The organism is Rhizobium hidalgonense (genome assembly GCF_002914525.1).
Taxonomy (GTDB): Bacteria; Pseudomonadota; Alphaproteobacteria; order Rhizobiales; family Rhizobiaceae; genus Rhizobium; species Rhizobium hidalgonense.
In genome coordinates this window covers 90623-110631 of the sequence record NZ_LODW01000043.1, presented here as the reverse complement: position 1 = coordinate 110631, position 20009 = coordinate 90623, and the positions used below count along the sequence as shown (strand labels likewise).

Annotated in this window: 16 protein-coding genes and 4 pseudogenes; 4 read left to right on the top strand and 16 right to left on the bottom strand. The window is 59.4% G+C overall.

Translation table 11 applies throughout. The annotated features are described in order from the left end of the window. Window positions 1-26: 26 nt before the first annotated feature. The 12 genes and pseudogenes from ATY29_RS06010 to ATY29_RS05955 all read right to left on the bottom strand — a co-directional run bounded on the left by ATY29_RS06010 (window position 27) and on the right by ATY29_RS05955 (window position 14454). Entirely contained in the window at window positions 27-980 is a 954-nt protein-coding gene (locus ATY29_RS06010; protein WP_077991660.1) for a DUF3991 and TOPRIM domain-containing protein, read from the bottom strand. Between the two features lie 448 nt (window positions 981-1428). Next, window positions 1429-2139: a sulfite exporter TauE/SafE family protein gene (locus ATY29_RS06005; protein ID WP_077991661.1), complete on the bottom strand. Its 711-nt coding sequence runs from the start codon at window positions 2137-2139 to the stop codon at window positions 1429-1431. A 220-nt stretch (window positions 2140-2359) separates the two neighbouring features. Beyond that, the gene (locus ATY29_RS37300) at window positions 2360-2944 is read right to left on the bottom strand and encodes a hypothetical protein (protein ID WP_077991663.1); all 585 of its coding nucleotides are present in this window, start codon (window positions 2942-2944) and stop codon (window positions 2360-2362) included. Window positions 2945-3012: 68 nt separating this feature from the next. Continuing rightward, entirely contained in the window at window positions 3013-3306 is a 294-nt protein-coding gene (locus ATY29_RS05995) for a transposase (RefSeq protein ID WP_077991665.1), read from the bottom strand. 325 nt (window positions 3307-3631) lie between these two features. Further along, complete coding sequence (repC, locus tag ATY29_RS05990) at window positions 3632-4936, bottom strand: plasmid replication protein RepC (protein WP_077991667.1); 1305 nt, start codon at window positions 4934-4936, stop codon at window positions 3632-3634. Between the two features lie 177 nt (window positions 4937-5113). Next, entirely contained in the window at window positions 5114-6112 is a 999-nt protein-coding gene (gene repB, locus ATY29_RS05985) for a plasmid partitioning protein RepB (protein WP_077991669.1), read from the bottom strand. Continuing rightward, window positions 6109-7326 (bottom strand): plasmid partitioning protein RepA, encoded by a 1218-nt coding sequence (repA, locus tag ATY29_RS05980; protein WP_202973647.1) that lies wholly within the window; start codon window positions 7324-7326, stop codon window positions 6109-6111. The genes repB and repA overlap by 4 nt, the downstream gene beginning before the upstream one ends. A 983-nt stretch (window positions 7327-8309) precedes the next feature. After that, window positions 8310-8978 carry a hypothetical protein gene (locus ATY29_RS05975; protein WP_103671196.1) on the bottom strand — a complete coding sequence of 223 codons (669 nt, stop codon included), beginning with the start codon at window positions 8976-8978 and terminating at the stop codon, window positions 8310-8312. Between the two features lie 345 nt (window positions 8979-9323). Next, window positions 9324-9522: pseudogene (locus ATY29_RS37485) on the bottom strand (integrase); the annotation flags it as partial. Window positions 9523-9527: 5 nt separating this feature from the next. Beyond that, entirely contained in the window at window positions 9528-10295 is a 768-nt protein-coding gene (locus ATY29_RS05965; RefSeq protein WP_077991676.1) for an SDR family NAD(P)-dependent oxidoreductase, read from the bottom strand. A gap of 285 nt (window positions 10296-10580) precedes the next feature. Further along, window positions 10581-11735: a site-specific integrase gene (locus ATY29_RS05960; protein ID WP_077991679.1), complete on the bottom strand. Its 1155-nt coding sequence runs from the start codon at window positions 11733-11735 to the stop codon at window positions 10581-10583. Window positions 11736-12120: 385 nt separating this feature from the next. After that, window positions 12121-14454: a hypothetical protein gene (locus ATY29_RS05955; RefSeq protein ID WP_097535541.1), complete on the bottom strand. Its 2334-nt coding sequence runs from the start codon at window positions 14452-14454 to the stop codon at window positions 12121-12123. Between the two features lie 251 nt (window positions 14455-14705). Between ATY29_RS05955 and ATY29_RS05950 the strand changes: the two are divergent. Together ATY29_RS05950 and scpB are read left to right on the top strand one after the other, a co-directional pair. Beyond that, a pseudogene (locus tag ATY29_RS05950) lies at window positions 14706-15672 on the top strand (DUF1403 family protein). Between the two features lie 2 nt (window positions 15673-15674). Further along, a pseudogene (scpB, locus tag ATY29_RS05945) lies at window positions 15675-16384 on the top strand (SMC-Scp complex subunit ScpB). Window positions 16385-16399: 15 nt separating this feature from the next. Here scpB and ATY29_RS05940 read toward each other — a convergent pair. From ATY29_RS05940 to ATY29_RS05925, 4 genes are all read right to left on the bottom strand, one after another. Further along, window positions 16400-16615 carry a hypothetical protein gene (locus tag ATY29_RS05940; RefSeq protein WP_097535558.1) on the bottom strand — a complete coding sequence of 72 codons (216 nt, stop codon included), beginning with the start codon at window positions 16613-16615 and terminating at the stop codon, window positions 16400-16402. A gap of 14 nt (window positions 16616-16629) precedes the next feature. Further along, entirely contained in the window at window positions 16630-17325 is a 696-nt protein-coding gene (locus ATY29_RS05935) for a hypothetical protein (protein WP_244597351.1), read from the bottom strand. A 73-nt stretch (window positions 17326-17398) separates the two neighbouring features. Continuing rightward, window positions 17399-18403 carry a hypothetical protein gene (locus ATY29_RS05930; RefSeq protein WP_133118189.1) on the bottom strand — a complete coding sequence of 335 codons (1005 nt, stop codon included), beginning with the start codon at window positions 18401-18403 and terminating at the stop codon, window positions 17399-17401. An 8-nt stretch (window positions 18404-18411) separates the two neighbouring features. Then, window positions 18412-19197, bottom strand: coding sequence for a hypothetical protein (locus ATY29_RS05925; RefSeq protein WP_097535537.1), 786 nt, complete (start codon window positions 19195-19197; stop codon window positions 18412-18414). A 371-nt stretch (window positions 19198-19568) separates the two neighbouring features. Between ATY29_RS05925 and ATY29_RS38465 the strand changes: the two genes are divergently transcribed. After that, window positions 19569-19859, top strand: coding sequence for a Tn3 family transposase (locus ATY29_RS38465; RefSeq protein WP_425299285.1), 291 nt, complete (start codon window positions 19569-19571; stop codon window positions 19857-19859). Beyond that, window positions 19753-19971 (top strand): annotated as a pseudogene (locus ATY29_RS38460) (Tn3 family transposase); the annotation flags it as partial. The gene ATY29_RS38465 and the pseudogene ATY29_RS38460, both read left to right, overlap by 107 nt. Window positions 19972-20009 lie beyond the last annotated feature (38 nt).

Here is a 20009-nt window from a genome sequence, read left to right as displayed (position 1 = left end):
CCGCTCGCCGCCTCGCGGGCGCCGTGTCAGGGGCCGCCGTCCGGCGGGCGCAGCTTTACCCTTGACCCGGCAGCGCGCGTATGCGGCACGTCTTCCTCATGTTGCCTTTCCTTCAGCTCCTCGTTCCAGTCGATCGCGTGTGGTCTCAGCCGGATGAAGTCGCCGCCGACGCGATCAGCGATCTGCCTCAAGCGATCGGCATAGACCTCTCCTTGCGGGTCGGCGTCGGTGGCGGCAACCAGCATCGCCTTTGGCGCAATCGTTTCGATGGCTCGGACGGTCGATGGCGACCACCCTCCCCCGGTGCTGGCATAGAGCGTGTCGGGCCTGATATCCTCAAGGGCGGCGAGACTGAGCGCATCGATGGCCGCCTCGGTGATGCAGACGCGGGTCATAGCCTTTCCGCCGAGGCGAAACAGGGTCTTTGATCCACCGGTGGAAAAGCCGCGCCATTGCGGCCCGCGTTCCTCCCAACCGGATATCGTGCCGGCTTCGTCGTGGTGGGCAAACCAGGCACTGCCCTGCGGGCCCTGCCGGACGATGCCCATTTCGGCAACGCGCCGCAGCACCTGCCATGGCAGCGCGCGCGTATCGTGCAGATAACGCCAGGCCGGTGACAGCCGGAAGAGCCTTGGCCGCCGTTCCCACGTATCCTCGACAGATAGCAGGGCCGGCGGTGCGCCGAGCCATCTTGGGGCCGGCATGAGGTTCACCCCTGCGAGCCGGCGGACACGCGCGATCGACGCTTTGAACGGAATCTTCTCCAGGAAGACCGCAAGCGAAAACACGTCTCCCTTTTCATCCGAAAGAGGATCAAACCAGCCGGCCCCGCCATGGGTTACGATGACGATCTCGCCGCCCCGGCGGAATTTGACGGCGCGGCGGGAGCTCTCGCGGGCGTCGAGGGCGAACCCCGCATCCACCAATACGGCCCCGCAAGACACTCGCTCGCGCAGTTCTTCGATCTTCTGCCTGTCCATTGTCTTCTCCCTGTTTCTGGCCTTTCGATACGAGAGGGCCACAGCTCTGCCCGGCGCGAAGGCCTGGCGCTGCAAGGGCGCGGTTACAAACAGGATCGGAATGGTTATGTCCGCGGCGAAGCTTCCCTTGCGGCGGCAGAGGCGCAAGCGCCACCGCGTCAGGGATCAAAGCCCGTCAGGGGCAAGAGTGGCACGGCCAGGCTTGCGCTGTGCCGAGAGCCCGCGCCGACAGGTGACGCACGCGACTGATTGCCGAGATCCGCGGTGGACTCTCTGGAAATTGGCGCCTCGTGTGAACGACGCATGCGCTGTCTCTGCCGCGAGATCATTGAATTGCCTGCTTGGAGAAGGATCGTATTCCGGCCGACCACGGATGCTTCGGATTGCGACGCATCGAAAACGCGGTCCCACAATTATTTTAGTCGCGTCTGAGACAGGCTTCGGCCGACTAGAGGTAGGCTCTCGCGAAGAAAATGACGGTGGTCAGGACGGCAACCAGTACGGTGATAGCCCGGACAGTAGGCGCCGACAGCCTGCGCCCGAGATGGGCTCCGCTCCAGCCACCTGCCAAGGCACCCGCGATCATCGGCAGGCATTGCTGCCAGGCGATCGCCCCGGCGAGCACAAAGACGATCACGGCGACCGCATTTGCCGCCGTCACCATGACCATGCGGGTCGGATTGAGACTTTTGATATCACCGCCGCCAAGCAGGCTCCACGCGGCGAGCATCATCAGTCCCACCGCTCCGCCGAAATAACCGCCATAGGTGCCAAGCAGCAACTGGACCGGCAAGACAACCGCGGTCTGCGAGCGTTTAACCCGTTGCAGCCGAATGCCGAGCTTGGGTCCGAGAATGAGCATGGAAGTGGCGATGAGCAAGAGCCAGGGCAACATGACGTCGAATGTCGTCGTGGGCGTCAAAAGCAAAAGGACGCTACCGGTGACACCGCCTGTCACGGTGGCAATTGCAATCGGCTTGACCCCGACACCGCAGACGTCTCTGACCCCGTCGCGATAGACCCAGGAGCTTGCCACGCCTCCTGGAAAGAGAGCGAAGGTACTGGTTGCGTTCGCGATCACGGACGGAACGCCACCTGCCAGCGCGTTCATACTGCCGGCGAGGAAGCCGGCCACGAAAAGCAGCAAAAGATCAAACATGGTCGGAAGAAACCCCGGGCGACGCGACCATCCGCCTCCGTCTTCAAGGCAAAGGCGACGACCGTATGGACCTTCTAACCAGATCGGTGGCGGGCCCGCAAGAACGGTCGATGCACGGATGAATGTGATGTCTCATGACAGGAGACATTGAGGAGCCTGCCTGAGGCGTTCCGACGAACCTACTCGAACGGCGAGGAAATTGCCTTCATCCGCGCCTGCATCATTCGGTATCGAACCGGCGCAACATGGCCTGAAGTGCCCGGTTTTCGTCACGGAGCTTGGCAAGCAGAAGACGCTTGAGGCGGCGGTTTTCTGCGTCGAGCGCACTAAGGTCATCCATCTGGCTGTCTGGTTGCAGCTTTGCCTGGTGGTCGTCGACAGGTGTCATCGCCGGGATCGAGGCAGGCTCAGTCTGCACAGAGGCAACGGCGGTCCGCTTCGAGGCAGCAGGAGTGCGCCGATGCCGAGGAGCCGGCGCGACAGGCTTCTCGGTTGCAGCCCCTGACGAAAGCTCCTGTTTCGCCACGCCAATTCCGTCGGGCAGGATGCCAGCAGGAGGTTTCTGGGGATTATGTTCGGGTGCGGCAAGGAGATCCAGCGACGGGACGGATGTTTCAGCCGGTTTTGGGTCGTCGACTGTCTGCCTCGCAACTAAATGTCCGGTATCAGGCAAAATCCCGTCGGCCTCGACCTGTCGGGCCACGGCTCGCAGATCAAGGCTGCCCCAAATGGAAGAAGGTCGCGTGAGGGTTTGCCGCCTGTTCGCCTTGTATTCGACGACGAAGGGGCGTTGTGGTGTTTTCATATCTCATCAATTTCGTCGACAGCGGCAGCGCAGTAAATCCTGCTGCCCAGCGTCTCAAAGGATATTGCTTAGTTGATCCCGAGCCGCTTGCGCAGTTCTGCGTTTTCGGCGCGGAGTTTTTCGCCAAGGAGCTTGCGCAGCCGCCGATTTTCTTCCTCGAGCTGAATGAATTCGGCAAGCTCGTCGTCAACGGCAACTGGGCTGGACGACGTCCCAGACGTTGGTGCAGCGACGGCTTTCTTCCATGTGTAGTAGGTCTGGTCGGATATCGAGACCGCACCCACGGCATCTTTCAGGGTTGCCCCACCAGCAACAGCGGCCTCGATCTGCCTGATCTTCTCAAGCTTGTCCGAGTTGCTCAAGCCGCGTACCTTCGGCTTGTCGCTCTCTTGGACCCTGCTGGCAAGCCGGTCGCGGCCTTCTTGGGGCTCGACCGGGTCACCTTGGTCTTCTCGACCTCAGCTTTGGTCTCGGTGATATCCGATTGTGTCGGGACGTCGTCTTCGATCATCATTGATCCTCGTATCGTTGCAGGCGTTTTTCGGCCAGGCGAGTGCAAGAGTCAACATCGAGCTTGGGCGGCATCAAACCCATGCTTGAAGATCGTGACGTTTGGCCCCGCCTTGCAGCGATCATGGCATTGCGCTCGGGGGACCTATCGGCTCGCCTTCGAAGCCAACGGGCGTTTCATCCCGTCCGGCGAGCCATCGGACCGTTCAACCGCACGAGCGCCATCAACATCGGGCCAATGGCAAATTCGTCCCTCTCTGCGCGGCGGGTGAGGTCGCGAAGATATCCTCCGGCCGAGCTCACATGACCACCTTTTTCCAGGATGCAGGCGACGACAGTTGCCGCGTTCTCCGGCCCCAGTATCGAGCAGGCCTCTTCAAATGCGGATGGGCTGACGCCGAGCATCGTTCGCACGACCACCGCCGCTTTCATCAGATCCCGCCAGCTTGAAATAGCTCCCGCCGGGCCATAGTCGATGATTTGCGGGCAGGCCTGAAGTACGAGCCCGAGCGGGAAAGACTTCAAACCGGCCCGAGCTTTCATGTCGGCCGCGAGGGACGGCACGGTCACGGCCGCAGCGCGAAGCTGTGCCTGATCCGATCGCCCCGCTCCTGCCGTCTCGGCACGACGATCGTGGTCTTCCGCTCCCTCTGCGCCCAGCTTCGCTTCGAAGCCGGGTTCAAGTTCAGAGATAGAGTCGGGATTTGAATTCTGTATATGCCGCTCATTTTGATGGGCATTGGCGCTTTGTTTTGTGGTTTTTATTTGCGGTTCCAATGTGTTGAGGATTTCCTGGCGGAGAAGGTCGAGCTCATCGAGCACGTCCTCGACCTGGGAGGTGCTCGGCTGACGGGTCAACCGCGCTAAAATGGACTTCAACATCGCGATCATAGCCTGCCAATCACCATCCACGCCCTCCTCGATGGCCGCCTCGATTAATTTGGTGATATCGCGCCGGCAGACGGTCAGGCGTTCGCGCAAGCGCTGAAGGCGCAGTCGATCGGTGACCACCTCGGCCGCCAGGCCCTCGATTTCCGCAGCGCGAGCCAGCAAGGGCGCGAGAGAAAATCCGAAAGCCTCGGAAATCTCTCCACCGCGACCCTTATGTGCATACCGCTTGCCATTGGCGCTATCCTTGCGCACGAGAAGGCCGGTTTCGATCAGCGCGGCGAGATGCCGACGGATGGTTTGCTCCGCCATGCCATGTGCCCTCAGCGACAGCTGTGCATTGGAAGGGAACACGATCAGACCGTTATCTTCCGCCAGTTCGTTGTGCGGATAAAAACTGAGAAGCGCATTCAAAACAGAAAGCGCCCGGTCGGTGATACCGAGCAACGGCCTCGCCTCGCACAGCGAGCGATATAGTTTCCACTTGTCGATCGACGCACCTGGTTCTATCTCGCGCGCCGTCATCTGGCTTGCGAGCATGCCAAGCGACATCGAGCGCCGCCCAAAGGGCGTCGTCACATGTCCACTCTCCATTTTCTTTCACCTTTCATCAGGCAAAAGAAATCCGCTCACCAAAACGATGCCAAAGACTCTTGACTGTGATTCGGGGAAATGCGATTCTCGATCTGTCACGAATACGAGAGAGGCTTCCACGGCTTGGTCGTTTGGGGGCCTTTTTCTTTTGCTGCGCTTTGCTCCTGGTTCGTGTTGTCAGTCCGCGTTTCGATTTTGCTTAGCGCGGAAGTTTTCATAGATTTCCGGCAACTGCTCGACGAGAAAGGCTGCGAAATTCGGCGCCATCTTCTCGTTGATCGTCACCTTGGTTTTTCTTGCATTGGTCTCGACCTCGGCGATACGCTCGCCTTGTCTGGTCGATACGGTCACAGAATTCGCTTGGCTGGAACGCGGCGGTGCTGCGGCCGCAGCGACATGTTCGAAGCGCTCATCGCTCCCCAGTGACCGGAAACCGTTGTCTTTGATGACCGTTCGCCAATCAAACGCTTCGTTCGAAGCGAGGTAGTTCGCGAGCTGCTCCCAACGCGGCCGGCCGATCTTCGGGGCGGCGCCGATCGCAACGATCAATTCCTCCGGCACCTGCCGCGTCAGCGATATCATCGTCGACAAATTGCCTTTGTGAACCGAAAGCGCCGCGAGGATCACCTCTCGCTTCATGCCGCGTTCCTCAAGGCGTTTAGCAAACAAAGCTCGCTCGATGAACGAGAGGTCCTTTCGCTCGAGGTTCTCTTTGCCTTGAGCGATGATCAGATCATCGTCGCCCATGTCCCTGACGACGGCCTTTACCTTCATGCCCAGTCTGCGCAGCGCCTCAACGCGCCGGTGGCCGAAAGCGAGCTGGTACGTGCTGGGCTTCTGCGGATGGCGCCGGACAAGCACAGGCAAGATCTGTCCATGCGATGCAAGGCTTTCCTGCAAGATCTCGAAATCCTCCGTATCAAAGGCATCGAGGCGGTCTTTGATGAACGAGGCGTCAATATCGCTCGGGTCAATTTCGACTATCGACGCGCCGGCGGCGATCTGCGCACGCAACTCTTCCGCTGCCTCAGCGTCCTGGGTAAGGCTTTCGAACGCAGCGTTCATCGATCGCAGAGCGCCAGACTGCACTACCGGCTTTAACTGCCGAGGCACTTCATCTGGTCCACCGGTGATCGGCGCCAGCATGTCACGCATCGCGTCACGTCGCTTGTTCATACGGGTCTCCCCCACGCGCCTTTGACCAGGTCTTCGATTTCACCGTTGACATTGTCGAGTGCCTCCATTGCTCGGTCATAGGTTGAGCGGTGGAAATTCTCCCTGCCGACCTCGTAAAGCGTCTGTTTCGTCAGGCCTGCGTCCGAGATCGCAGCCGACTTCAGGAGCGTGTTTGTCAGAACTCTCTCGCCGAACAGGCTTTTCAACAGCCCAACAATCTGCCCCTGGGGACCGTCGCTTGGCTCATAGCGCGTGACCACATACCGGAAGAAATCATAGTCCGCATTGCCCCCTGCCCTTTCCACGACGTCGAACAGGCCGGCCGTCATATGGAGGAACTGCGACATCGAGGCGACGTCGAGCATCTGGGGGTGGATCGTCACAAGCACGCTACGCGCTGCGCAAACGGCCGAGAGAGTGAGATACCCGAGGGACGGCGGGCAATCCAAGATGACAACATCATAGTTTTCCTCCACCGACTGGAGCGCGCCGCCGACGCGGGCAAAGAACATGCGGTCCTGTGCGCGCCCACGTTCGGCAAGAACACGAGGGGTATCGTGCTCGAACTCCTGGAGTTCGAGGTTGCCCGGGACGATATCGAGACCGGCGAAATAGGTCTTCTGAATGATCTGACTGAGTGGCACCTGTTGATCGTCGTAACGGATTGCTCCGTAGAGCGTTTCGTTGGGGCCGAGGTCAAACTCAGGCTGGATGCCGAACAACGCAGACAGCGAAGCCTGTGGATCAAGATCGACGGCAAGGGTCCGATATCCCCGCAGCGCAAAATACTGCGCTAAATGAGCCGCAGTCGTGGTTTTGCCCGAACCGCCCTTGAAGTTGGTTACGGCAATAACCTGCAGAGCTTCGCCTTCCTTGCGTTCCGGGGAATAGCCCTTTTTGGATGTCGCCAGATGTCGGCGGATCTCGTGAATTTGCTCGAGCGAATAGAGACGCCGGCCAGCACCGTTTTTCTCTGCTTCAGGAATGACGCCTTCTAGCGAAAGGTGCCGCAAATAGGCATCGCTGATGCCAATCAGTTTGGCGGCCTCGCCAGCCATAAATTTGCGCAGCACTTTCTGTGCGGAGGGTGGGAATGCGCGTGCCCGCAATGTCTGCAACTGCGCACTGAGAAGTTCCGCATCGGCTTCCACGAGTCGCGTAAGCGATCGGACACTCGTGTCACGCACCGATAGTGGTTTTGCGCTGCTCTGCATCATAAACGCTCATTCTCTTCAAATCGACGATTGAGCGTAAATTGCGCTGAGTCTGTTTGGCGGTCAAGAAAAATTAGGTTAATCAAACGTTAACAGCAACCGCTTGATACGGCCCTTAGACTCGCTGGTGGATTTTACGCTTGATCTCGCTCCAATAGAACCCCTCACTCGACAGGCGGCGCACGGGTTTGTTCATGCCGCAGGACCCTATCTCGCGCCTTTGGCCACCCCGTTCTCTAGCCCTTCTACGCGCCGTCGTTGCCGTAGATGAGGTACCATTCAGGCGAAAGTTCTCAGCTGAGAACTTTTTGCCCGTGCCTTCCAAGCTTACAGACACCGCAAGCGAAACCTCTCCGCATTGACGGCCTTGGTTGACCGATCCCAGGCCCCTGCACTCCGCACTACCGGCCAGAGAGGGCAGAATCGTCGCGCGCCTTCGAGACGCGACTGTCGCAGGAATCGCAACTCGATCAAAGGCCGGAGGCCATTGCCTGCACTCTTCCCAACAAGAAGTTCTGTCGGTCTGCAGCCCGCGAACGCAAGCAGCACGCGCGCTTCGCGATTTTACGGCAAAGTTCTCAGCTGAGAACTTTTCACCATCCCAGAGTATGTACTATCGAAGTCTATATAAGCGGAACGTCTTTCCGGCATGCTCGGAAGCCTTCGAGACCGTCACGCGGCGGATGCCCCACGGCTGAATATAGAGGCAACCAGCAGCCCAAGCGAAAGCCGCAGTTTGCCAACGCGCAGCACCCGCCTCCCTCCCCAGTCTACGACAGTACATCTCCAGGATCCCGTAGCTGAAATGCAGGTAGTTCCGGTCACTGTATGAACAGCATTTGCGTAGCCGGTCTCGAGGCGTTCAGTGATGGCAGTCACTCGTCTGCGCCAGGCATCCGTCACCCGACCCGCAGCGAGAAGAGCGTCAGCAACGAGCAGTTCTGTCGCAAATCGCGGAACGAGATATCGGATGCCCAACTCCCTCAGAGCGGCTTCCCCATGTTCCGGAGGGAGGCGCAGTCCTCGACCGCTTCGTTGAAGCACCGAAGGGACGCGCTGCCGAGGTCCTTTAACGTTTGGTAGACTTCCAGCGCGCCGCGATACGCGAGCAGCGCACTGTGGAGGCTTACGTGGTACTGCTCTATACCGTCTGCGGAGCTCGCCTCCAGGCATAAGGCCTTGCCTCGCTCCCTCAGGACCCGCCCTGCCGCCTTGGCTGTGATAATGGCTGCGGTGCCAGCCAATCTCGGATGAGTGAGGTAGAACGCTACGTCCATCGGCGGGACAAGATGTGTCGGTACCGCTGAGATGTCCCAGATGCGCTCCCCTTCAAACATCTCTTCGAGGATCATCGCAATGCCGTGCCTCTCCGGATGAAGGGAAAAATAACACAGGACCGCGATCGCCTTCTGAGCAGCGTGCCCCTCCACTCTTGTCATATAGAACTCGAGCGACTCTGCGTTGATCACATCCTTGACAATTAGATCGGCGAATGACCCGCTGAGATCGGTCTTTGCCTGGGCGCGAGCGACGAGAGTGTTTGGACCATGATGAGCCACGCCCTCGCCTACCTCGTAACATTGCACGATGGCGTCGAGCCTTCCCCGGATATCCATTGCGACAAAGAGATTGTGCTGACGCTTCTCGATCAACCGAGCAGCCCGCCGAACGGTAGGGCGACCAGACGTGGGAGCTCGCGGCTCACAAGGATCCAAGCTCCTTCTCGATCCGCTCGACTAGCTGGCGACCTCGCAGCGTCACCGAATCTGGCGGATAACCAATGTCTTTAAGATAGTGCACGACTTGGTCTGATGCGTCGGCCGTATGAAGATGAAAATGGACGTGCAGTTCTCATAGACCGGCTCCTCTGTGATCTCCGCAATCTCGGTCTTCAGTTCGGTGACGACGGCAACGATCGCAAGTCGCCCATCTGCGATGGACGGCGATCTTCAAAGCATTCGAGCAGCCCGCCCGCTTCGGCGCGTTGCGTTGTCCTACTAGCTCGATGCTTGTTGGACCGATCGGTGGCGCGATGCTCTATAGCTTCAGGAAGCGGGATGCCGCGTTCGCAGCCTCGGTCAGGTACCCAGATCGTATGCCGTGCGCAGAAAACTCCCCAGTATCCAGCCCCGCCATCGCCGCCCGCTGCTCGAGCATCGCATTGTCCGACTGCGGATCGATCGCGGGCCGCGAAACTTAGCTTAGATGCGTCGCGTGATGGCGCCGTCAACCACCAGGTTGGCGCCTGTGACATAGCTCGCCGCTGGGCTCGCCGCGAATGCGACGACGTTGGCGATCTCCTCCGGCCTCGCCATGCGGCCCATCGGGATCATGGCAACGGCTTTGTGAAAATGTTCGGGTTGCTCGCTCTTGACTTGATCCCAGGCACCACCGTCAAAGAACGTCGAACCGGGGCTGACGACATTGGCTCGGATACCCTTTGGTGCGACGGTGCGGGCGAGCGACTTGATGTAAAAGTGCAGCGCAGCCTTTATGGCGCCATAGGACACCTCTGTGTAAGCATTAAGTTCTGAATCTTCCACTCCCCCAATCGAGCCAATGGCGACGATCCTCCCCGCCCGTGATCGCTCAAGGTACGGCATAACCGCCTCAACTGCCGTCACAGTGTGGATCAGATCGACGTCGAAGGCCGACTGGAACGCCTCGATACTCAGGCCGAAAGATAGGGCGCTGGCATTTGCCACCAAAATGTCGACACCGCCAAGCGCCGCCGCAGCGTTTTCAACCCAGCTCCGAAGTGCGGCGGGGTCTTTGACGTCGACGGATCGGCCCCAGGCCTTGCCTCCCTTGCATTCTAGTGCCTTGACCACGTCATCAACGGCGTCGCCGCTGCGGGCACAAATCGCGACGTCGGCTCCCTCCAACGCAAGACGCTCAGCGATGGCAAGCCCAATCCCCCGAGTCGAGCCGGTTACCAATGCCTTTTTGCCAGTGAGCTGCAGATCCATTTCATGGGCTCCTCTAATCCGACATCCGTTGGAAATACTGCTTTGTGGGGCCTAGGTATGTTCCCTGCAGACAAACGCGGCAAGACCGGATCGGCATAATGCTGCTATGAATCGCAGGATGCCATGATGTCGAGCCTAAGCAGGATCGGCGCTCATTCGGAGGTTACCTGCCCGATGCGCGCGATGCCCCGCCATTGCAGCGGTGAATTCTATCGAAGATGCGAGTGGCGCGGATGCGGACCCAGTTAGCCTGTCCCAATGACCGCCTTTTGCCAAAACTGATTGTTACAGGAGCCGCGCTGCCCTGCCATTTCGACGTGTCGCATTGTTGTAATAGCTCGACGCTTGTTGGACCGAACGATGCCTCGACTGCTCCATGGCCTCGGGGAGGGGAATGCCGCGGTTGGCGGCTTCCGTCAGGTAACCCGACCGCAGCCCATGCGCCGAAAACTCGCCGACCTCCAGCCCGGCCATCGCCACCCGCCGCTTGACGATATCGTTGACGGCCTTCGGATCGAGCCCCCGGCGCGAAACATGGCCCCAGCGATCGATCGCCCGAAACACGCTGCCGCCGCCGATCCTGGCGGCCGCCAGCCAGGCATTTAGCGCCTCGACCGGCCGGCCGGTCAGATAGACGACCTCGTCCTGGCTGGCGCCAGAATTCTTGGTGCGGCCGAGATGAATCGACAACGAGGGGAGGGGGCTGCCGTCCTCGCCGGCAACGGGCGGCTCGACCGTCAGCTGTTCCTTGCGCAAGCCGGCGACTTCGCTGCGCCGGCGGCCGCCGGAGGCAAAGGCGACCATCAGGATGGCGCGGTCACGCAGATCGCGCAAATTGTCGCCGCCGCAGGTCGCCAGCAGTTTTGCCAGCACGTCACCGGTGACCGCCTTGGCGCTCTTGCGAAGACGTTGTCTTGGCGCGGCTCGGATCGCCAGCCGAATGGCTGATTTGAGGGCAGGGGAGGCGAAGGCCCCGTCAAAACCGCGCCATTTGGTCAGCGTCGACCAGTTGGCGAGCCGTCGGCGCACGGTCGCCGGCGCGTGCGGCCCGGTCGATCGAAGAAGACCGCCGTCCCTCAAGGCGTGGCCGACTGCGGCCGGCATGCCGTGCTCGGGATCGGTTTCGCGCCGCGCCGGGTCCCACAGATGATGGGCGACGAATTTCAGCAGCAGCGCTTCCGGCGCCGGCCAGGGCAGCGGATTTTCGGTCGCCGCCAGTGCCCAGGCTTCGAGGTAAGCAAGATCGGAGGTCAGTGCCCGCAGGGTGTTGGCGCCCATGCCTTCGTTGACCAGGTGTTTGAGCGTCTCGACGTCCTGGTCGGTAAGGATCTCGGCGAGCTTGTCGCGCCGGTCGATCGGCAGCACCGCGGCAATGGTGTCGAGCGCTTCGGCGCGCCGGGCGACGGCTTCGGGTGCAGATTTCGGGGCGACGATGTCCACAGGAGCTCCTGAAACGGCGAAAGCCGCGTATCCGAACGGCCGCTTTGGCCGTCCATTGATGCCGTTTTGACTGATTTGCGCGTCCAAATCAATCGCTTCCGATAAGCAGTACTTATCGATGGTTATCTATCACGGCTCAGGACGCGATCGGTGACGGAAGTTGGAGGTGATTTGGCTTCCACGAGGGAAAAGAATAACGTTAATTCATATGGTTAACGAAGCGCAAACACCACCAGCTTCCGCGAAGTTAGCGATAAGAGCCGCGCAGCATGAGACCATAGGCAATCGAGGCAGACCGAACCTGCCACCCGACGCGGCGGCAAGCTCGGCAGACCGCTGACCGACAGCTATGTGAGCGGAGTTCCGGCCGATCGCTAGTTCCGGCCTATGCCGCTTCCCAAACCTGGTTCAGGATCTTTGCCGCGAGCGCCGCCTTATCCTGTGGAAGGAAGCGGCCGTAATGTTGCTGGATCATATCGGGCGTGTCCTGGATCGCGTAGCTTGCCTGCTCATAGGAGCCGGTCAGTTTCAGGATATGCGTGGCCAGTACGTCGCGCACGTTGTGTGGCCCATGGGGAAGCAAGCCAGGCAGGGCGCCCCGGCCAGTGTAGGGATTGTAGATGCCGTAGCGCTGGATGGTCAGCCGCCATGCCTCATAGAAGGTCGTCTGGTCATATGCAGCGTCCGTGCTCGTCTGCTTTACGGTCTTGACGAAGAATGTACCAGGGTCAGTGCCATCACCCAGTAGTACGCCTCGATGACGATCGATATAGGCACCGATATGGTAATAGAGGTCGAGAAGGTCAGGCAGCACCAGGCGAAACGGTTTCGATCCGAAGAACGACGAGTGCGCATTCTTGAAGGCATTTGCAGGAATCAGGACTTCCCAGCCGTGATCGCGCTCGCTCCAGCGAAGCTCGCCGCGCCGCATCTCCTCAAGGCGCCGTTCCGATGTTGGAAAATGGCCGCGCGGGCACAGCAGCAGTTGTCGAAGGTTTTTCTGCCGCAGCCCCAGATGCAGGCCGAGACGTAGCATCAGAAACGACCGCACCGACTCCGCAGCTGCCCTGGGATAACGATCCTTGTCCGGCATTTTTATGAGGATCTCATCAGTGATCTTGCGGTATTCTGCGAGCGGGCTCGGCGCTTCCAGGACGCACATGATCGGCTCGAACGGGTCACGATGCACCCGCATCACCCGCTGGATTTCCTTGATGCGATTACGGGCATGCTGGTGGAAGGCGTCACAGCATGCGTGCCAGTCACGTTTGGCAAATGCGATTTCCTCGGCCGTCACTAAACCTGCGATCGGCACCACTCGCTCTATCAACTCCGGGTGCTGGCGCAGCCATCCCGTTTCTTCGCGCGTCAGCGACAGCGATATGCTCAGCATATCGGCTTCCCAGGCAGTGAAGAAGCCACGGCGGCGTTCCCGCCATTGCAAATACCAGTCCCAGATGCCGGGAAACACAAGCAGTCCGAAGGTCAATGCGCCGAGCGGTACCCCGCGACCTGCAATCTCGCCGTTGGGGGAAGCCACCAATGCGCCGAACATCAATCCGAGGTGCTCCAGCTTCTGCGAGGCGGTCTCTTCTCCCCACACGCCATTGCGCTGAAAACCAATCGCCGTCAGCGTGGCGGTCTTGAACATGATCAAATCCGCCATCTCCATGGCGAGACGGGGAGGGGCGTCAATGACCCCGGAGAGAATATCCGGGTCTTCGATCTCGTCTACAGTCGAGAACGACTGCGCAAGCGTCTGCGTGAGTGAACGAATGTCACCCCGTCGGCCATAGGCCAACGCCGGAAAGCGAATGGCATAGCGCTGTTTCGATGCCGCGGCCTGGAAGCGCCGATAGTCGGTCGAGCCGCTAATGATGACGCGCCGAACCCATTCCAGGATTTCCTCACGCTTCGTGAAGGGCAGTGAGTTGAAGTTGTCCGGAAGGTGCCAGGCGAGCCGCCGACGTTCGGCCGGTGAGATGTCGTCGCCGAGATCATGACCCGAGGCCGAGCGCGATTGATGCGGAAGCTTGGCCTTGAAGTAACCGGATGGCAGCCGGTAACGCCGTTCAATACGCCCGAGCACCTCAAGGCTGTCGATTGTCCGCGGCACCTTCGTCCCCTTCAGCCACGAGAGTATGGTCTTGTTGTCGAATGTCTCGTCGGGGCGAATGACGGCCCGATGCAGGTAGTAATAGGATTCTCCAAAACGGCGCATGTGCAATTCCAACGCAGCCTGGAAGGAGACCGGTTCCTCCCACCGATCGAATAGCGGGTTTGGAAATTCTTCAATCGGCACCGGCTTGGGGCCGGATTTCGCCGAGTGCTTCGTCGCGGGGGCAGACGGTTTCGCTGCGGCTTGCCGGTTGCGCGTGAGGCGCTGCGCGGGGTTCCGCTTTTCCGCCGGTCGAGTTCCTGTGGCGACGGTTGCTTTGTTCGCTGCAAGCCAGCGGAAGATGGCGTCGAAGCCGTGTTGCGCCGTTCTCTTCACATCGGCCGTGAGCTCATTCGTAAGATCGCAGGCCAGGGCAATTTCCTGCCAATCGAGCTTGCCGGATTTCATTGGCGGGTAAGCATAGTGGCCGATCAGCCCAAGCAAGTAGCTTGTCAGGTTTTCGATCGAGCGAGGCTGAAGCAGAGGCGAAAGACGTATTTCGCAGAAGCTGGCAATCTTACGTTGGAAAGTTTCTGACGAGGTTGGAGTTGGGTTGGCCATCGGTGTTCCTTGCAGTCTGCCTTTATCGAAGGCGTGGGCTGCTAAGGCAGATCGGTAAAGGCTGAGTTAACGCACAGAAAGCACCTAAAGGAAGGCGTTAAAATATAGCCGGCTAACGGTCATAGAGGCTGCTTAGAGATCTTCCGTTGCCTCATAAATGACTGATAATGCAAGATTATCGGACATTATATGTTTGCGACGGGCTGTGCGGTTTATACGGATATTGCTGGCATAAACTGCGCACTTGATTTATGCTTCACCACATGGATTCGATCGCGCCCTCCGCTCCAACGACCCCGATCTGGTCGCCTCGGCTGCCCGGCTGGGCGTTGTCGCGCGGTCGCGACATCACCGAATCCGACGCCGCCTTTGCCGCTGGTATCGCCCTGAAATCACTGGACGATCTGCTCCGTTCCAACTCGCAGTGGTTGGGGTGCTGGCGTGATCGCCTTGCCCTCAAATCGGCCGCCGTCGCCGCCAGGGTGCTGGGTCGCAACGAGGAAGAAGCCGCCATCCGCGATTCGGTTTTGCTGACCGCGGCGGGTGACGATGCCGGCCCGGCCGGCAAGCTGTTCTTGGCCACACGAATGCTAACGCGCCGATCCGAGACAACTGGCACGGCCTTCATTAGGGAAGTCGCCGAACTGCTGGGGATGAAGTGGGACGACAGCCTTGGATCGATCCCCGACATGATCGATTCTGCAAAACAGTCCGGGCGAGCAGCACCCTTCGCGGTGGCGGACCTGATAACGGCGATCTCTGCCGTTCGCCCGGACGCCGAGGTGCTGGCGCTTGGTCTGGCTGAGCTCGCGTTGGCGCAAAGGCTGAATTGGCCGAGATCTATGCCGCTGCTGCTTCCCGAGCGTTTTGGCTCTGCCTTTCGCACCATCGGGGGGCGCGGTCGTGTCCGGCCTGGGGAGGCGGGTTATCCAAAGGCAATCTGCCTGGCGCTGGTCGACGGCGTCGAGGCAGCGCTTCGATCTGGGGGTGAAATCGACCGTCGCGCCGCGCGGCTCATGGAAGTAGCGCCAAAAGTCCGAACCAAGGGAGCCGAGCCGGTGATCCGTCGATTGTTCAGCGAAGACGCCATTCCGGCCTCTGCACCAGGAAGCGACTTATCGCGCTGGGCCTGCCAACCGGTTGTTCGAGCGTCTCGAAAGTTTTGAGGCAGTGCGCGAGCTGCCTGGCCGTTCCTCCTTTCGGATTTTTGGGTTGTGATCGTGGCCGGATTTCCCGCGGCCAAAGCCCGTCGGAAAGCGAATGCCGCAGATGAACGTCTGTTTGATCGGGAGCTGGAAGAGTTGCCGCGCAAGTTGCGCTGGCGGGAATGGATGCTGCGGGTCGAGGCGGTGATTTTTGCCTCGGCTGAACCGGTCTCCCGCGAGACGTTGGCGCGAGTGGTGGGGAAAGACTGCAGCATCGATCTGCTCATCTGCGCGAGGAACTCAGTTCGCGGCCGTACGAACTGGTGTCAGTCGCCGACGGCTGGCAGCATCGGACCCGGCCGCGGTTTGCGGAAACGATCCGGGCTTCTTCGGCGCCGACGCGGGGAGGAGCAGCGGCACTGTCGGAGTTCGAGGCGATGGTGCTGATGGCGGTGGGATATTTCCAGCCGGTGACCCGCGGTGAACTGTCGAAGATCTTTGGCAGGGAAGTCAGCCGCGACGTCATCAGTAATTTGCGCGGCGCAGGTTTTCTCGGCTCCGGGCCGCGCAGTCCATCGCCCGGGGCGCCTTATACCTATGTGACAACCCCGCATTTTCTGTCGGCCTTCGGCTTTGAGACGCTGCGTGACCTGCCGAACATCGAAGCGCTCGAGGATGCAGGCCTGCTGATCAAGAACGCTCCGCAGCCTTCTGATACTCTGATCATGTCTGGCGACGAAGCCGAAGCGGACGGGGCAGAATTCGGATCTGCGTTTGAGCATTAGAGTTAGCAAAAACTGCTAGCTCTTGGTCTTAAATGGCGCGTCCGGATCCTCTTCGATCCGGACATAGAATAAGGTCTCCCCAGCGAAGCCGCCGAACTGCATCCCCCAGTCAACGACGCGCGACGTCGTGTAGTCGTGGCCGGACCGAAAAGATATCTTGCCATGCGCTACCCGAAGGGCATCCTCAAGCGTATCGGCTACGCCATCATAGGTTTGACTTTCACCAGACATCATTTCCTCCACAATCAGACTAAGCGCGTCAGGCTCCAGCCTGGCGAAAAATCGTTCACTCTTACGATATTGTTCATCTCGGCATACTTAACGTACTCGAAGTCACTTTCGAGCTTTCTGCAGACAGAAGCTTCCTCAAATGGCGTGCAGGCCGCGGTGAGGAAGGTGCCAGATCCATCCAGATCTTGGAGACCAAAGTCAGAAAGCTCCTGACGGACCTGAGAGAAATCCACATCGTCCACAAGCCCGATCATGATACTTCCGGCGACGCCAGGGTAGACGAGGCCCCTGTAGGTCTTCTCGCGTATCGATCGAAGTGTAACCGGCTTCTTCCATGGAAAGTCCGCATCGCCAAATTTGCCGAGCGCCTCCCAGATGATCGAGCCGCCGACGAGATGTTCGAGCCCGACGTCGAAAGTGAAAAGAAACTCGGGCGGATAAATGACAGCGGTATTGTTTTCGGCCCCACTCATTGGCCGCGTGGCTACTTCGCTCAGCGCCTGTATGAGGTACAGCTCTGCTGATATGGCGGAAGGCAGGTTCTTGCCAAATTTCCTGGAGAGCGCCTCAGCGGCTTCGAGTACACTGGTATTGAACGGCTGACTTGCCTCCATACCAGCTGAAGGAACAGACCGGGCGGATGCCACGTCCGTTACCGGGCTCGGAGTGAACCATGGGAAAGGCCAGGGTAGGTTTGTTCCGTCGCTCATTTTTTCCTCCGTTTTGTTGGCGTTGATGAGAAGCCTGTTCCAGGCTGTGGTTCGCTCCTGTTGCGTCAGCCGTTCAATTCAAGAGGTTGTTGATCATGAAGATGCAATCCCAGCCCATTGAATCCATCCAGGCGTGATCTGACTCGGTGCGTTCCCAACTCCACTGGGTCCACTTCTGCTTCGCCGGATCGATCACACACTTCTTTCTTACGAGATCGGCAACCCGCGCGTCCTTGCCCCGCGCGAGATAGAGAAAGAACGGGTTGTCCGGCTGCCTTCCCGCGAGGATCTCGGCCGCGGCATCCAGCCTCGGATCGGCGATGCCTAGTTTCTTCGATATGTAAATCTCAACCCCGACAAGGTGGCTCCGATAGCCCAGCTTGTTGATTATGGCCTTCCACGGCAGCATGCCTACAGGGTCACCGAACTTGGCGGCATAATCTTTTGCATCAGTAGGCACATGAGCATCGACACCGAGTTTGGCCGCGAAAATGTTCAGCCATCTCCACTCCTCGTCGATGATGTTGCATTTGCCACCGGGGTCGTCCGTGCAGCCGTTATACATCTTGACGATATTCGTTGCCTTGCTCGGATACGGCGTCCACTTCGCCGATACGCTATCGAGGTATTTCTCTAGAGAGTCGGAATCACCGGTTCCCGCCCAGTATGCCGCTAGTCCCTTGAACTGATCGCCACTGAATTGGTCGTCTGTCTTCGAGTCCGCACGGGCGGGCGATCTCCAGAACTGACCGTTGCGACTCTGGGCGCGGCGGACCAGCTCACATCCTTCCGCCTCGCCGGACAGACATAGCAGTCCCCCGAAAATGGACATGTCGCCGTCGTCGTAACCACCCGGATGGCGCTTAGCCGGAAACGCGTAACCGTTGGTGTCTCCGGCAACTGGCATCCGCGGCGACACTTTGCGCAGTTCATCCCGCAGTTCGGCCAACCCCGTCAGGTCAGGCGGTATCGTTCCCTGCGGCGCGGACGTTCGCACGAGGTTGCGATGTTCGGCAAGACTGCGTTGCCGCCAACTCACCTTTATGCAAATGCCGGCGGGGAACGGCGCTTCACACAATGTCCCGCCTATCCAACCCTCTTCCAGCAGGGCCTTAAGCTTCGGGTCGTCAACGGCCAGTCGGTAAAGTCTTCCTCGTTGAGAACGGTTCCAACTATGCCCACCGCTTGAGAAGCGATTGCCGATCTGATCGCTTCGCTCATCAGGGCATCCAGACCGAAAGCGTGCGCAAAAAAACCGCTCGCATCGCACGTACTGTCCGCGCTTTGGATCAGAGCGCCAACCTTGGTACCGGCAGTCAACGGAGATCCCGGGATCGACATGCTGGTCTTCACTTTGCAGTCGACGTCTTCGACGATGCTTCTGAGGTTTACGTCCATGTTCAGATCGAAGCGTTCCCTGAAGATTTCCCCCGGGAACGCGCTGCTCTGATGCGCTGAAGCGTGCGCGTTGGCCACGCTCCAGGAATAAAAAACGAAGGCGCCGTCCTTCTGTGCGTTCATCTCGGACTCGAGCAACGAAAATGGCAACGCGATCGTCAGTTCCGAGAAGTTATCAGTAAAGGAGAAAGGAAAGACCCCATTGAACTTGCCCGCATAGTCGAACGGGCTCGAAGATGGCGGATCCTTCAGCCGGAAGAAGTGTTCAAAACGAGGGATCTTTACGGTACAGCGCACCCGCGCCTTTCGGTCAAGACCATTTTGGCTCTGAGCCTTCGCTACAATACAGAACTGACGCGGAAACGATGGGTTGCGGCGGCCGGGGAATTGGAGATAGTTGTGCAGCTCCACGTAGCACGCCCGCTCGGAGCCTTCCTCATCGCTCTTCGTCACTTCGATCTGGCTATCGATCAAGCCCCGTCCATCGCCGCTAGAGAAGCAGGCCGATTTGGCGCAATGCGCTATCCCGGTAGCGTTATAGCCAGAACATTCGACTACTTCCGTCTGCGGTGAAGCCTCCGGTCCCGGCATCATAGACCCTGCATAGGCCGACTGCATAGGAGATGAGCAAAACAAGCATACAAGCATGCTAAGCACGCGTGGGAACGCGCTGCCAGCGAACGATTTCATGGTGCCCCCACCCTCAAGTTGTTGAGCACAATGTAATCTAGTGCATAATGCGCTGCAACCTATACTTGATTGGTAGAAAGGGATCCTAAATCGGTGTCGCCACGTTCACAGAGGATGTCGGGCATTTCCATTTCTCGCACGCCGGTGCCTTGGCGGTGGGCGAAGAGATCGACCACGTGAAGGTCATCTCGGCCGCTACGCATGAAGCGTCCTGTGTCCTCGCCGGTTTGCATCATGGCACGCGTCTCAATATCTCGAAGCACTACACCGACACTGGCGGAGCCACCGGTCACGTCTTCGCTCTCTGCGCTGCTGTGGCGCTTCCGGTTTTGCCTAAGCATGCGCGATTTCCCGGATCGCCATCTCATTCCGATCGAGCCGACCGGCAACTATCCGCACCTGGCGCCCTTTCTCGGAAAGATCGTCCGCGCTCACATCAGCCGTGAGCATTGTGATAATGTCCTGCGGCTCGTTGCCTCTCTGGAATCGGGCCACGTCGCACCTTCGCCCATGCTTCGGGCGCTTGCTGCTTACGAGCGTCAGAACCAACTCGATGTCGCCTCTTCAGAAAATCGACAAAGTGGAGCGAACCTTGT

Excerpts from the sequence above, each read along its gene's own strand:
- ATY29_RS06010 (WP_077991660.1), bottom strand. The coding sequence starts at position 980 with ATGGACAGGCAGAAGATCGAAGAACTGCGCGAGCGAGTGTCTTGCGGG.
- ATY29_RS06005 (WP_077991661.1), bottom strand. The coding sequence starts at position 2,139 with ATGTTTGATCTTTTGCTGCTTTTCGTGGCCGGCTTCCTCGCCGGCAGT.
- ATY29_RS37300 (WP_077991663.1), bottom strand. The coding sequence starts at position 2,944 with ATGAAAACACCACAACGCCCCTTCGTCGTCGAATACAAGGCGAACAGG.
- repC (WP_077991667.1), bottom strand. The coding sequence starts at position 4,936 with ATGGAGAGTGGACATGTGACGACGCCCTTTGGGCGGCGCTCGATGTCG.
- repB (WP_077991669.1), bottom strand. The coding sequence starts at position 6,112 with ATGAACAAGCGACGTGACGCGATGCGTGACATGCTGGCGCCGATCACC.
- repA (WP_202973647.1), bottom strand. The coding sequence starts at position 7,326 with ATGCAGAGCAGCGCAAAACCACTATCGGTGCGTGACACGAGTGTCCGA.
- ATY29_RS05965 (WP_077991676.1), bottom strand. The coding sequence starts at position 10,295 with ATGGATCTGCAGCTCACTGGCAAAAAGGCATTGGTAACCGGCTCGACT.
- ATY29_RS05955 (WP_097535541.1), bottom strand. The coding sequence starts at position 14,454 with ATGGCCAACCCAACTCCAACCTCGTCAGAAACTTTCCAACGTAAGATT.
- ATY29_RS05940 (WP_097535558.1), bottom strand. The coding sequence starts at position 16,615 with ATGTCTGGTGAAAGTCAAACCTATGATGGCGTAGCCGATACGCTTGAG.
- ATY29_RS05935 (WP_244597351.1), bottom strand. The coding sequence starts at position 17,325 with ATGAGCGACGGAACAAACCTACCCTGGCCTTTCCCATGGTTCACTCCG.